General features: G+C 59.2%; 13 protein-coding genes. 8 read left to right on the forward strand and 5 right to left on the reverse strand.

Translation table 11 applies throughout. The features are described 5' to 3' along the window. Window positions 1-226: 226 nt before the first annotated feature. From L8H52_RS25175 to L8H52_RS25195, 5 genes are all read left to right on the forward strand, one after another. Entirely contained in the window at window positions 227-988 is a 762-nt protein-coding gene (locus L8H52_RS25175; protein WP_242209236.1) for a gamma-glutamyl-gamma-aminobutyrate hydrolase family protein, read from the forward strand. A gap of 365 nt (window positions 989-1353) precedes the next feature. Then, window positions 1354-2496: a polyamine ABC transporter ATP-binding protein gene (potA, locus tag L8H52_RS25180; RefSeq protein ID WP_077572275.1), complete on the forward strand. Its 1143-nt coding sequence runs from the start codon at window positions 1354-1356 to the stop codon at window positions 2494-2496. Next, the gene (locus L8H52_RS25185; RefSeq protein WP_034155532.1) at window positions 2493-3407 is read left to right on the forward strand and encodes an ABC transporter permease subunit; all 915 of its coding nucleotides are present in this window, start codon (window positions 2493-2495) and stop codon (window positions 3405-3407) included. Before potA ends, L8H52_RS25185 begins: the two co-directional genes overlap by 4 nt. Beyond that, window positions 3404-4279, forward strand: coding sequence for an ABC transporter permease subunit (locus tag L8H52_RS25190; protein WP_034155531.1), 876 nt, complete (start codon window positions 3404-3406; stop codon window positions 4277-4279). The genes L8H52_RS25185 and L8H52_RS25190 overlap by 4 nt, the downstream gene beginning before the upstream one ends. 181 nt (window positions 4280-4460) lie before the next feature. Then, entirely contained in the window at window positions 4461-5558 is a 1098-nt protein-coding gene (locus L8H52_RS25195) for a polyamine ABC transporter substrate-binding protein (protein ID WP_123594281.1), read from the forward strand. A gap of 244 nt (window positions 5559-5802) precedes the next feature. Here L8H52_RS25195 and thpR read toward each other — a convergent pair whose 3' ends face one another. After that, window positions 5803-6324 (reverse strand): RNA 2',3'-cyclic phosphodiesterase, encoded by a 522-nt coding sequence (gene thpR / locus L8H52_RS25200; RefSeq protein ID WP_242209237.1) that lies wholly within the window; start codon window positions 6322-6324, stop codon window positions 5803-5805. Window positions 6325-6432: 108 nt separating this feature from the next. Between thpR and L8H52_RS25205 the strand changes: the two genes are divergently transcribed. After that, complete coding sequence (locus L8H52_RS25205; RefSeq protein WP_242209238.1) at window positions 6433-6627, forward strand: hypothetical protein; 195 nt, start codon at window positions 6433-6435, stop codon at window positions 6625-6627. A 162-nt stretch (window positions 6628-6789) separates the two neighbouring features. Here L8H52_RS25205 and L8H52_RS25210 read toward each other — a convergent pair whose 3' ends face one another. Together L8H52_RS25210 and L8H52_RS25215 are read right to left on the reverse strand one after the other, a co-directional pair. Next, window positions 6790-7143: a DUF1428 domain-containing protein gene (locus tag L8H52_RS25210; RefSeq protein WP_242209239.1), complete on the reverse strand. Its 354-nt coding sequence runs from the start codon at window positions 7141-7143 to the stop codon at window positions 6790-6792. A 2-nt stretch (window positions 7144-7145) separates the two neighbouring features. Further along, entirely contained in the window at window positions 7146-8228 is a 1083-nt protein-coding gene (locus L8H52_RS25215) for a hypothetical protein (protein WP_242209240.1), read from the reverse strand. Between the two features lie 286 nt (window positions 8229-8514). On the opposite strand from L8H52_RS25215, the gene L8H52_RS25220 reads away from it, so the two are divergent. Further along, a complete protein-coding gene (locus tag L8H52_RS25220; protein WP_242209241.1) occupies window positions 8515-8790 on the forward strand; it encodes a hypothetical protein in 276 nt (91 codons plus the stop codon). Between the two features lie 71 nt (window positions 8791-8861). Here the strand turns inward: L8H52_RS25220 and L8H52_RS25225 are convergent, their stop codons facing one another. After that, window positions 8862-9926 carry a hypothetical protein gene (locus L8H52_RS25225; protein ID WP_242209242.1) on the reverse strand — a complete coding sequence of 355 codons (1065 nt, stop codon included), beginning with the start codon at window positions 9924-9926 and terminating at the stop codon, window positions 8862-8864. Between the two features lie 109 nt (window positions 9927-10035). Beyond that, window positions 10036-10239 (reverse strand): hypothetical protein, encoded by a 204-nt coding sequence (locus tag L8H52_RS25230; RefSeq protein WP_064120858.1) that lies wholly within the window; start codon window positions 10237-10239, stop codon window positions 10036-10038. 243 nt (window positions 10240-10482) lie between these two features. Between L8H52_RS25230 and L8H52_RS25235 the strand changes: the two genes are divergently transcribed. Then, on the forward strand, window positions 10483-12237 hold the full coding sequence (locus tag L8H52_RS25235; protein WP_242209243.1) for an L-lactate permease: 1755 nt from the start codon (window positions 10483-10485) through the stop codon (window positions 12235-12237). Window positions 12238-12303: the final 66 nt, after the last annotated feature.

Raw genomic sequence — 12303 nt, forward strand, 5'->3', positions numbered from 1 at the left:
AACCCGAACGGCAAAGTGAAGTCAATAGCGAACAGATGGCCGCTCAGGGTTTATTTTTCGGGCTTTTTTTAACACCCGCGTGCCAATACAGGCGCCACAGCCCCGAGAATCATGAAGATATGATGAACGGCGTTTAGAATTTTTTACATGGCAGTTGTTAATTAAAATCAACGAGGCTAAGCTCCGGAAAAGCTCGTTCAAGTGTCAAACTTCGAGGTGAATAAAAATGGCATTCAAGCCATTGATCGGCGTTACTGCGTGCGTCAAACAGATTGGCCTGCACCCCTATCACATCAGCGGCGACAAGTACTTACGTGCTGTCAGCGTTGGCGCTGAAGGGTTGCCAGTGGTCATTCCTTCCCTTGGCAACCTGACTGAAATCGAAGACCTGCTCGGTCAACTCGATGGTCTGCTGCTGACCGGCTCGCCCTCGAACGTGGAACCTTTCCACTATCAAGGCCCGGCCAGCGCTCCCGGCACGGATCATGATCCGGCGCGGGATGCCACCACCCTTCCTCTATTGCGTGCAGCCATCGCGGCGGGCGTTCCGGTGCTCGGCATTTGCCGTGGTTTCCAGGAAATGAACGTGGCGTTCGGCGGCAGCCTGCATCAGAAGGTGCATGAGCTGCCGGGCATGCTCGATCACCGCGAAGCCGATAGCCCGGATGTGGCCGTGCAATATGCACCGGCGCATGCGGTGACCGTGCTCGCTGGCGGCGTGTTCGAGGCGCTGGAACTGCCGAGCGAGTTTCAGGTGAACTCGATTCACAGCCAGGGCATAGACCGCCTCGCCCCCGGCCTGCGCGCCGAAGCGGTGGCGCCGGACGGTCTGATCGAGGCGGTTTCGGTCGAGCACAGCCCGACCTTCGCCCTCGGCGTGCAATGGCACCCGGAATGGCAAGTGCTCGACAACCCGAACTACCTGAAGATTTTCCAGGCATTCGGCGCGGCTTGCCGACAACGGGCGGCGCGGCGCAACCAGCGCTGACACACCCCGAAGATTACAACGATTTACTGCCCCCACGGACGTCGGGTGTGCCTGCGCACATCCGTCATCCGTGAATAGCAACACCCGTAATAACAACAAGTACGACCCAGGCAGCCAGGACGGCGGCGCCGACCAAGCCGGACGGCAGGAGCAAGACCTTCAGATCAATGCAAAACCCTGTGGGAGCGAGCTTGCTCGCGAAAGCGGAGTGTCAGGCAACAACGACGTCGACTGACACGACGTATTCGCGAGCAAGCTCGCTCCCACAGGGGGATGTGATCCGACCGGGAATGCACCTGCAGGCTTGCAATCCACTTAAGCCCGGCCACATTGGCCAGGCGAACGAAACCTGTTGGGAGTTTCACATGGCAAACGCCTCCAGCACTTACAGGAAGGCACTTGAAGGTCATCAGCAACCGAAAAAGGTTCTGGTGAAAGTCGACCGTGTCACCAAGAAGTTCGACGAAACCGTGGCAGTGGACGATGTGTCCCTGGAGATCCATCAGGGCGAAATCTTCGCCCTGCTCGGTGGCTCCGGTTCGGGCAAATCGACCCTGCTGCGCATGCTCGCCGGTTTCGAGCGCCCGACTGAAGGGCGGATTCTGCTCGACGGCGTGGACATCACCGACATGCCGCCGTACGAGCGGCCGATCAACATGATGTTCCAGTCCTATGCGCTGTTCCCACACATGACCGTCGCGCAGAACATTGCCTTCGGCTTGAAGCAGGACCGTTTGCCCGCCAGCGAAATCGACGCCCGTGTCGATGAAATGCTGCGCCTGGTGCACATGACCCAATACGCCAAACGCCGTCCGCATCAGTTGTCCGGCGGTCAGCGTCAGCGCGTCGCCCTCGCCCGTTCGCTGGCCAAGCGTCCGAAGCTGTTGCTGCTCGACGAGCCGATGGGTGCGCTGGATAAAAAGCTGCGTTCGCAGATGCAACTGGAACTGGTGCAGATCATCGAACGCGTCGGCGTGACATGCGTGATGGTGACCCACGACCAGGAAGAGGCCATGACCATGGCCGAGCGCATCGCGATCATGCACCTCGGCTGGATCGCCCAAATCGGCAGCCCGGTCGACATCTATGAAGCGCCGGTCAGCCGCATGGTCTGCGAATTCATCGGCAACGTGAATGCCTTCGACGGCACCGTGGTGGAAGACCTTGAAGGTCACGCGATCATCCACAGCCCGGACCTGCAACAGAAGATCTACGTCGGCCACGGCGTCAGCACTTCGGTGCAGGACAAGTCGGTCACCTACGCAATCCGTCCGGAAAAAATGCTCGTCAGCACGACCAAGCCGGAGTTCCGCTACAACTGGTCCGAAGGCAAGGTGCATGACATCGCCTACCTCGGCGGTCACTCGGTGTTCTACGTCGAATTGCCCGGCGGCAAAATCGTCCAGTCGTTCATGGCCAACGCCGAACGCCGTGGCGCGCGTCCGACCTGGGACGACAAGGTCTACGTGTGGTGGGAAGACGACAGCGGCGTGGTACTGCGCTCATGAGAACCTTCAATCAGCAATTCCTGCGCCTGGTGCCCAGCGGGCGAAAACTGGTGATCGGTATTCCGTTCATCTGGCTGTTCCTGTTCTTCATGCTGCCGTTTTTCCTGGTGATGAAGATCAGCTTCTCGGAAGCCGCGCTGTCGATCCCGCCGTACTCGGAGATCTACACCTACGCCGAACAGAAATTCCAGCTGATGCTCAACATCGGCAACTACACCATGCTCGGCGAAGACGAGCTGTACCTGTCGGCGTACCTCGGTTCGCTGAAGGTCGCGGCGCTGAGCACGATGATGTGCCTGCTGATCGGTTTCCCGATGGCCTACGCGATCACCAAGACCGGCAAGGAAACGCAAAACGTCCTGCTGCTGTTGATCATGATGCCAACCTGGACCGCGATCCTGATCCGCGTTTACGCGTGGATGGGCATCCTCAGCAACAACGGTTTGCTCAATGCGTTTCTGATGTGGACGGGACTGACCGATCACCCGATCGAGATCCTCAACACCAACACCGCCGTGTATATCGGTGTGGTTTACGCCTACCTGCCGTTCATGGTGCTGCCGCTGTACGCCAACCTCGTCAAGCACGATGGCAGCCTGCTGGAAGCCGCGCAGGATCTGGGTTCGAGCAACTTCAACAACTTCTGGAAAATCACCGTGCCGCTGGCCAAGAACGGCATTATTGCCGGCTGCATGCTGGTGTTCATTCCGGTGGTTGGCGAGTTCGTGATTCCAGAACTGTTGGGTGGCCCGGAGACGCTGATGATCGGTCGCGTGCTGTGGCAAGAGTTCTTCAATAACCGCGACTGGCCGGTGGCGTCTGCGCTGGCGGTGGTGATGCTGTTGATCCTGATTGTGCCGATTCTGCTGTTCAACCGCAGCCAGGCCAAAGAGATGGAGGCACGGGGATGAAACGCTTCGGTTTTTCCAAGTTCATGCTGATCTTCGGTCTGATGTTCATTTATCTGCCGATGCTGATTCTGGTGATCTACTCGTTCAATGCATCCAAACTGGTGACGGTGTGGGGCGGCTGGTCGGTGAAGTGGTACGTCGGCCTGCTCGACAACACGCAACTGATGGGCTCAGTGGTGCGCTCGCTGGAAATCGCCTGCTACACCGCGATTGCCGCCGTCGCACTGGGCACCCTCGCCGCTTTCGTGCTGACTCGAGTGACGCGCTTCAAGGGTCGCACGCTGTTTGGCGGTCTGGTCACCGCGCCGCTGGTGATGCCTGAGGTGATCACCGGCCTGTCGCTGTTGCTGCTGTTCGTGGCCATGGCGCAGTTGATCGGCTGGCCGCAGGAGCGTGGCATCGTCACGATCTGGATCGCCCACACCACGTTTTGTGCAGCCTATGTGGCGGTGGTAGTCTCCGCCCGCCTTCGTGAGCTGGATTTGTCGATCGAAGAAGCGGCGATGGATCTCGGGGCGAAGCCGTTCAAGGTGTTTTTCCTGATCACCATTCCAATGATCGCGCCGTCGCTGGCGGCGGGCGGGATGATGTCGTTCGCCTTGTCGCTGGATGACCTGGTGTTGGCCAGCTTCGTCTCCGGGCCGGGTTCGACCACGTTGCCGATGGAAGTGTTCTCGGCGGTGCGTCTGGGTGTGAAACCTGAAATCAACGCCGTGGCCAGCCTGATTCTGCTGGCGGTGTCGCTGGTGACCTTCCTGGTCTGGTACTTCGGCCGCAAGGCAGAAGCCAACCGCAAACGAGCGATTCAGGAAGCGATGGATCAGACCGCAAATGAGTCGTGGCAGCAACCGCAACAAGCCGCCACCGCTTGACCGGTAGGAGCTGCGGCACGCTGCGATCTTTTGACGTTGTTTTTGCAGATCAAAAGATCGCAGTGTGCCGCAGCTCCTACAAACATGTAGACAGCCCCTCGGTCAGTCCCCTCTCCCTCTGGGAGAGGGTTAGGGTGAGGGAGCTTTGCGTAACGTGAATAAAAAGAATGGAGTTGTACCGATGAAAATGTTTGGCAGGACTCTGCTGACACTGTCCTTAATGGGCGCAATGGTCATGGGCGCCCAGGCCAACGACAAGGTGCTGCGTGTTTACAACTGGTCCGATTACATCGCGCCGGACACCGTCAAGAAGTTCGAAGACGAGACCGGCATCCGCGTGACCTACGACGTCTTCGACAGCAACGAGACCCTTGAGGCGCGCTTGCTGGCGGGCAAATCCGGTTACGACCTGGTCGTGCCGTCGAACAGTTTCCTGGCCAAGCAGATCAAGGCTGGCGTCTATCAGACGCTGGACAAATCGAAGCTGCCGAACTGGAAGAATCTCAACCCGGTGCTGCTGAAAAACGCCGCCGCCAGTGATCCGGACAACGCCCACGCGTTCCCGTACATGTGGGGCTCGATCGGCATCGGTTTCAACCCGGCCAAGGTCAAGGAAGTGCTCGGCGCCAACGCCCCGACCAACTCCTGGGACTTGCTGTTCAAGCCGGAAAACGCTGAAAAGCTCAAAGCCTGCGGCATCAGTTTCCTCGATTCGCCGACGGAAATGATCCCGGCCGCCCTGCACTATCTGGGTTACCCGGTGAACGACAGGGACACCGCGCACATCAAGGAAGCCGAGGCGCTGTTCATGAAGATCCGCCCGAACGTGGCGTATTTCCATTCCTCGAAGTACATCTCCGATCTGGCCAACGGCAATATTTGCGTGGCGGTCGGATACTCCGGTGACGTGCTGCAGGCCAAGGCCCGCGCGGTGGAATCGGGCAACAACGTGGTGATCGATTACAGCATTCCCAAGGAAGGCGCCGGCAGCTTCTACGACATGGTCGCGATCCCGCGCGATGCGGCGAACGTCGAGAACGCCTACCTGTTCATGGACTTTCTGATGCGTCCGGACATTATTGCCGAGATCACCAACAGCAACGGCTACAGCAACGCCAACGCGGCGGCCACGCCATTGGTGGACGAAGCGATCCGCAACGACCCGGGTTCGTACCCGTCGCAAGCGGTGATGGCGACACTGTATGCGGTGCCGGATCAGCCGATTGCCACGCAGCGAATCATGACCCGAGGCTGGACCCGGGTGAAACTCGGTAAATAGGACAAGCGCAAATCCAAATGTGGGAGCGAGCCTGCTCGCGAAAGCGGTAGGTCAGGCTATGCAGATGTTGAATGAGCCGACGCCTTCGCGAGCAGGCTCGCTCCCACAGTAATGCAATGCAGTGCTGAAAATTTCCCGTTCACGCAGCGCCTTACCACCGCTGCACCCTGCTATGAACGGCCTCACCTGGCTCCCTCGGCTCAGGTGAATTCTCAGGCGCCCTCGGGCGCCTTTTTTTGTGCCGTCAGATCAGTGGCCAGTCTTGCAGAACCCGATAGCGCCCCTTGTGTGATTCGAACAAGGAGAAGCGTTCAGCGCGCAGAAAGAACTCCGGCGGCGTAGCGGATTCCGGCTCCGGCGCACGGTACTCACGGGCCAGCGTCAGGTGCGGGCGAAACTCGCGTGGCGCCTCTTCAAAGCCAAACGGCAACATCGCCTGCTCCAGCGCATAAACCAGTCGCAGCAACGCCTGCGGCGCCTGCTCCGGCGCCAGCGACAACACCCCGGCGCGATGCCAGACCTGCAAGCGATCCAGCGAAATTTTCAATACCTCACCCGGCGTCCGCACTTGCCCGGCCGCCTCGCAGACTTCATTGATCTGGGCCAATGGCACCGCGCCAAGGAACAGCAACGTCAGATGAAAGTTGTCCGCAGGCACCGGCTTACCGGTGCGCAAACCCAACTCCCCTCGCCATTGAGCAATCGCCTTGCGCTGCGCAGACGGGCAATCGAGGGCGAAAAACAGTCGCTTTGTTTCATCGGTCATGGCCCTGCTCCCCTGTTCATCGTGATCCGCCGGATTCTACACAGCCTGATCTGACGACTCGCGACAGGCAGCTATAGTTCAAGGATTGCCATCAAACCGGAGGCCGCCATGCGCGAGATCCTCAGCAAAGAACCCTGGTGGGCCCGCCCGCCAAATCCCGGGCAGGATGAGAAGGAACTGGAATGGGGCTGGCTGGTGCATTACAGCGAGGGTGAGCCGCGTTTCGAATTCGTCCGTGAGCGCCCGACGGACGAGCAGATTCGCAACCGCAAAAGTTGCCGCATCACCCCCACAGCCGAATGAACACAGCCAGTGAGCACTAACCCTGTGGGAGCGAGCCTGCTCGCGAAAGCGGCGTATCAGTGACCTTTTAGTTGACTGACACACTGCATTCGCGAGCAGGCTCGCTCCCACAGGGTTTTGTGGTGAAGCATGAATTTTGCCCATTCCGCAATTGGCTGGGGCTCAAGGTTCGAGGATATTTTTAAAGCCACCAAAGATCATCCGCTGGCCATCAAACCCCATCGGGTTGACGTCCGGTTGCATGCGCGGGTCGTCCATCATTTTTGCCATGCCGGCATCACGGGTGGCTTTGTCGGGCCAGATCAGCCAGCCAGCCGAAACCGTTTCGCCTTCCTTGAGTTTTACCGCCATCGGAAATGAGGTGACCTTGCCATCCGGCACGTCATCACCCCAGCACTGAATCACATCCTGTGCACCGTATTCCTTGAACAATTTCGCCGCGATTGCGCAGTGCTTTTTGTACTGCTCAAGATTGGCAGTCGGCACCGGTGCTACGAAAATATCGATGTAAGCCATGATCACTCTCCTTGCACGTTGGGTTCTATCTGCTGATTGGTCGATTGCGGCGGTTGCCATTCGACACGATTCGCGCCCAACCCGACCGACGGTTCATTGCCCGCACCCAGATTGCGCTCGACCTGTGCGGCCATGTGCAGCGTGCCGGCCATCACCCCGGTTGTCGGGTTTTGCACCAGTTTCAGCCAGGCCTTGTCGAAGGTGCTGCCCAGGCTGCTGCGGATCAACGCTTCACTGTCGGGCCGGTCATTGGCCTGGATGATCGCGCGAATCCCCGCCACACCGACCGAGATCAAGCCACCGGCAAGTTTCCCGGCAGCAGCGGCCACCGCACTGGCTGCACCGCGCGGGGCCATTTCCGCTTCCATGCGTTGGCTGGCGCGCTTGGCCACCGGCGCCATGCCGGCATCGGTCGAGGCAATACCCTTGGCGCCACCATCGGTGTGGATCTTGTCGATCAGCGCGGCATAGGCCGGCAAGGTGTTCAACGGCTCGGTACTGATGACCTGAAACAGCGAAGCATCGCGCGCCGGTGGCGGGCCAAGCGCAATGGCCGGGACTTTCTGCAAGCGTGCGTTGAGCTGACCAACGGGCACACCATGGCGTTGGGCGATGAGCGGCATCTGCTGCGCCATCAGTTGCGCGTAGAACGCCGTCGCCTGGCCGAGGATCGCATCCGGATCGATTTCCACCGCCACTGGCGCCAGCACCCTTTCCTGATATTGCTCAAGCAGATACGCCGCCAGCCGCTTGGCCGAGGCGTCCTGCTCGCCGCCGGCATTGATCGTGTACCAACTGACCTTCATCGACAGCCATTCCTGGGTCCAGTAGCTGCTGAACCACGGGATGAAATTTTCTTCAGTTTGCTGATAGACGCGAGTGCGCCAATGTTCCATCGAGCCACGGGCAAAGACTTTGACTTGCTCGGTGGACTGCTGCGAAGCGCTGACAATTTCCCGGTCGATCTGCTGCCACGTGGCCGGTGAGACAAACACGGCTTGCGGCGCTGACACCGGAGCCCGCGCCGAAGTGGCGCAGCCGGCCAGCAACAAGAGTGCGGCGACAAGCAGCGCACGCGGGTTCACGGTTGAGATTTCCTTTTAAAGGGCGGAAGCAGATTTGAGTATAGGTGTGGGTGCAAGGCCGCTTGTCCGGTTTTGGCTGGACTGGCCTCTTCGCGAGCAGGCTCGCTCCCACAGGGGAATGCGTTTCAAAGTGGGAGCGAGCCTGCTCGCGAAGGGGCCATCTGCAACACCCCAAAAACCCGAACCATCACTGCCATCGATATTCACCATCGCCACGATTGCCTTCCGCCCACTGCTCATCAAAGGCACGATTGGCTCATCCGAAACACAACGAGGAGTTCACAGCATGATTCACACCCACGTCACACTCTCCGTGAGTTTCCCGGTGTTCGGCAGCAACTATTACGACCAGCACGTCGTGTCGCACAAAGCGCAGGCACTGGTGTTCAACGAAGATTTCGAAGATCTGCTGATGCCCGCCGCGACTAATCATTTCAGCAATGAAGTGGTCGGCCTCAACGATCAGTTCCGTTTTCTGAGCGACATTCTCGCCACCCATTTGCTGGACATCGAGGCCTCCGTGCCTGCGCGATCCGGCGTCCGGGCGAGCGCTCACTTTTAATTGCAACACGCACAAAAAAGCCCACTGGCCATTTCCGCGCAGTGGGCTTTTTCACATCAGGACGGCGGCGCTCAGGGCTTCCAGCACTCGGCGAAACGCGAGCAGACGTTGTACTGCGCATCCATTTCGGCCAAACGATCGAAATGGCGCCGGACGGCTTCGCGCATGGCATCCTTGGACGACTGCAAATAGAACTGAATCATGGCGGTCTCCATTTCGGTCGGCGCGGTATTGCCGCGTTTACCGGAGGTACCGTCGAGGGTGGACCATTCCTTCAAGCGCTTGTCGTCGACAGTGCGCAAGCGCTTGCGGTACTCGGCGCTGGAACGGGTCATCGCCTCGCTGGCAACAGCGTCGGTTTCATTGTCGAATTCAAGCATGTTCTGGCGGTAAAGCGTCCAATACTCATCCGGCATGTCAAAGCCTATTTTGGCCTTGCGCTCGCGGACCAATGCATCGATTTTATCCGCGTTAACACTCGCCGACGTCGGCTTCTGAGGATCAGACTTCATCGCCACATAGAGACTCGCATCGACAATGCGGTCGATCATCATCGTGCGCTCCGGCGTGTCCGGCAGCGATTCCAGCGGCTTTGGAAAGAGCGGACTAAGCCCCACACACGCTGCCGGTGGGTTGTGATTCAACGGGATGACCGTGCGCACATCCTTACCGCCGATGCGCTCCAGATGACGCAACGATGTGATGCACTGGGACTTGGTGACATCAAGGGTGACTTCGTATTCATTGCCACGCTTGGGGGTAAAGGAAAAGCTTGAACCGCAAACCGCGTAGCCGACCTGTGTATTGACGTTCAGATACGCTTCCTGCTCCGGTTTGAGCTTGAACTCAAGATAACCACGAGCCTCTTCCGGCGGCGCAACGATCATCCCCACGCGCCGATTGCTGTCGCGAAGAAGCAGATTGTTGAGGATGCCGGTGGTCAGCCCATCGCAGTGCTGCGCGTCAAAATAGTTCATCGTGGCGTTATCGGTATTAGCGACAAACCGCACTTTGGCGGCGTCTGGATCGGTTGCATCCGGGTAAGTGCCGGTGATACTGCAACCCGACAGCAACGTGCAGGACAGTACCGTGCCCGCCAGTGTCATCGCGAGGCGTAGCGGAGAAGCAAAGGACATGATCTTCCTTGACGAGGCATTAAAAAGGCGCGAATGCTACTAAATTGCCATCACTGCGTCCATCCCCGTAGCAAATCAACATTAGCCCGTCCCTGGGCTGCAGATTCAATCAATCATCATCCCGATCACGGTAGTAACGACGCCCGTCACGGCGGTCGTCGCGGTCATCCCAGCGCCGGTCATGGTCGTAATTGCGACCATGGTCGCGGTCGTAATGCCGGCCGTGGCGGTGGTCATCATCAAAGTCCGCGACACAGCCACCGAGCATCACGGCGGCGGTCACGGTCAGCAGCATCGTTGTTGCGCGCTTCATTCAACACTTCCCTAAAACCAAGGTCTTGACGACGGAATCGGCCACGCTGCCCTCGCCTTCAGGACGCGGTGCGCGCAGCCGCAGATACGACCGGGCAAAACCGTGTTGATTCAGTGGCCACTATCGACCGTTTGTCGCCCTGTTCGCGCTGTCCGAACGGCGGCGAAATGCCACCTATACTCCTTGCAACCAAGCCCCACGCAATGGATCTGCGCCCTCAATAACAACAAGCAGAGGTGGACCATGGTCTGGCAGCAAATCTACGACCCGTTCGGCAACCCGGTGATCTCCACGCTCATGGCCGCCGTGCCAGTGGTGGTGATGCTTGCGGCACTGGCGTTCTTTCACGTCAAGGCGCATCTCGCGGCGTTGCTGGCGCTGGCATCGGCGCTACTGATCTCGATCTTTGCCTTTGGCATGCCGGCGAATATGGCGGGTTCCGCCGCGTTGTTTGGTGCAGCGAATGGTTTGTTGCCGATCGGCTGGATCGTCCTCAACATCATCTTTCTGCATCGCCTGACCACCGAGAACGGCTCGTTCAAAGTGCTGCAGGATTCTCTCGCACGCATCACCGATGACCGACGTCTGCAGTTGCTGCTGATCGCCTTCTGCTTTGGTGCATTTTTCGAAGGCGCGGCGGGGTTCGGTACGCCGGTGGCGGTGACCGGGGCGATTCTGATCGGTCTCGGTTTTTCGCCGCTGGCCGCGTCGGGTCTGGCGCTGATTGCCAACACCGCGCCAGTCGCATTCGGCGCACTCGGTACGCCGATCATCACCCTGGCTAAAGTCACCGGGCTGGATGAAATGGAGCTGTCGATGATGGTCGGTCGACAGTTGCCGTTCTTCTCGGTGCTGGTGCCGTTCTGGCTAATCTGGGCGTTTGCCGGGTGGCGCAAGATGCTCGAGATCTGGCCGGCGATTCTGGTGGCCGGGGTGAGCTTCGCTGTGCCGCAGTTTCTGGTGTCGAACTACCACGGGCCGATGCTGGTGGACGTGATCGCCGCGCTGATTTCCATGGCCTGTCTGACGCTGTTTTTGAAAGTGTGGAAACCGGCGACCATTCACACTTCTGCCGCGCTGTCAGGGCGGGTCGACAATTCCAAAGTCGAAGAAGAAAAAGTCACCGCCAGCGCCGCGTTCAGCGATCAGGCGCGCCCGGCAGTCATGCGTGCGTGGATGCCGTGGATCATCCTCACCGTGTTCGTGTTTGCCTGGGGCACGCAGGGCTTCAAGAACATTTTTGATGTGCGCCCGGCGATCGATCCGGTCACACACTCGGCCAAACTCGACCCCACAGGCAAACCGCTGAATGAAGCTAATCCGATCTTCGCGCCGGCGGTGACCTTCACCACCCTGCACCTACAGATCGAAAAAGTCCCGCCCGTGGTGGCCGCGCCGAAAGCCGAGGAAGCGGTGTACAAATTCACCTGGTTCACCGCCACTGGCAGCGGGATTTTGCTGGCGGCGATTGTCGGTGGTCTGCTGATGGGCTACTCGATTCCGCAACTGATCAAGCAATACCTGCGCACGTTGTGGGTGGTGCGGTTTTCGCTGATCACCATTGCCGCGATGTTGGCGCTGGGGTTTCTCACGCGCTACTCGGGGCTCGACGCGACCATGGGTCTGGCATTTGCGGCGACGGGGATTTTCTATCCGATGTTCGGTACGTTGCTCGGTTGGCTGGGTGTCGCGTTGACCGGTTCGGATACCGCGTCGAACGTGTTGTTTGGTGGTTTGCAGCGGGTCACCTCGGAACAGCTCGGCATCAGTCCGATCCTGATGGCAGCGGCGAACAGTTCCGGTGGGGTGATGGGCAAAATGGTCGATGCACAATCGATTGTGGTCGCCTCCACGGCGACACGCTGGTACGGGCATGAGGGCGAGATTCTGCGCTACGTGTTCTTCCACTCGATTGTGCTGGCGATTCTGGTCGGCGGGCTGGTGACGTTGCAGGCGTATGTGGCGCCGTTTACCTCGATGGTGGTGGGCGGGCATTAGGGCGGCCAGACACACATCCAATGTGGGAGCGAGCCTGCTCGCGAAGGCGTCCGGTCTGCCAATGAA

The sequence above is a fragment of the Pseudomonas sp. CROZ-RG-20F-R04-15 genome (assembly GCF_022662375.1).
Classification (GTDB): domain Bacteria; phylum Pseudomonadota; class Gammaproteobacteria; order Pseudomonadales; family Pseudomonadaceae; genus Aquipseudomonas.

What these genes read in the sequence shown, in the direction of transcription:
- L8H52_RS25185 (WP_034155532.1), top strand. Translation starts at nt 2,493, where the DNA reads ATGAGAACCTTCAATCAGCAATTCCTGCGCCTGGTGCCCAGCGGGCGA.
- L8H52_RS25220 (WP_242209241.1), top strand. Translation starts at nt 8,515, where the DNA reads ATGATTCACACCCACGTCACACTCTCCGTGAGTTTCCCGGTGTTCGGC.
- L8H52_RS25195 (WP_123594281.1), top strand. Translation starts at nt 4,461, where the DNA reads ATGAAAATGTTTGGCAGGACTCTGCTGACACTGTCCTTAATGGGCGCA.
- L8H52_RS25210 (WP_242209239.1), bottom strand. Translation starts at nt 7,143, where the DNA reads ATGGCTTACATCGATATTTTCGTAGCACCGGTGCCGACTGCCAATCTT.
- thpR (WP_242209237.1), bottom strand. Translation starts at nt 6,324, where the DNA reads ATGACCGATGAAACAAAGCGACTGTTTTTCGCCCTCGATTGCCCGTCT.
- L8H52_RS25225 (WP_242209242.1), bottom strand. Translation starts at nt 9,926, where the DNA reads ATGTCCTTTGCTTCTCCGCTACGCCTCGCGATGACACTGGCGGGCACG.
- L8H52_RS25230 (WP_064120858.1), bottom strand. Translation starts at nt 10,239, where the DNA reads ATGAAGCGCGCAACAACGATGCTGCTGACCGTGACCGCCGCCGTGATG.
- potA (WP_077572275.1), top strand. Translation starts at nt 1,354, where the DNA reads ATGGCAAACGCCTCCAGCACTTACAGGAAGGCACTTGAAGGTCATCAG.
- L8H52_RS25205 (WP_242209238.1), top strand. Translation starts at nt 6,433, where the DNA reads ATGCGCGAGATCCTCAGCAAAGAACCCTGGTGGGCCCGCCCGCCAAAT.
- L8H52_RS25190 (WP_034155531.1), top strand. Translation starts at nt 3,404, where the DNA reads ATGAAACGCTTCGGTTTTTCCAAGTTCATGCTGATCTTCGGTCTGATG.
- L8H52_RS25175 (WP_242209236.1), top strand. Translation starts at nt 227, where the DNA reads ATGGCATTCAAGCCATTGATCGGCGTTACTGCGTGCGTCAAACAGATT.
- L8H52_RS25235 (WP_242209243.1), top strand. Translation starts at nt 10,483, where the DNA reads ATGGTCTGGCAGCAAATCTACGACCCGTTCGGCAACCCGGTGATCTCC.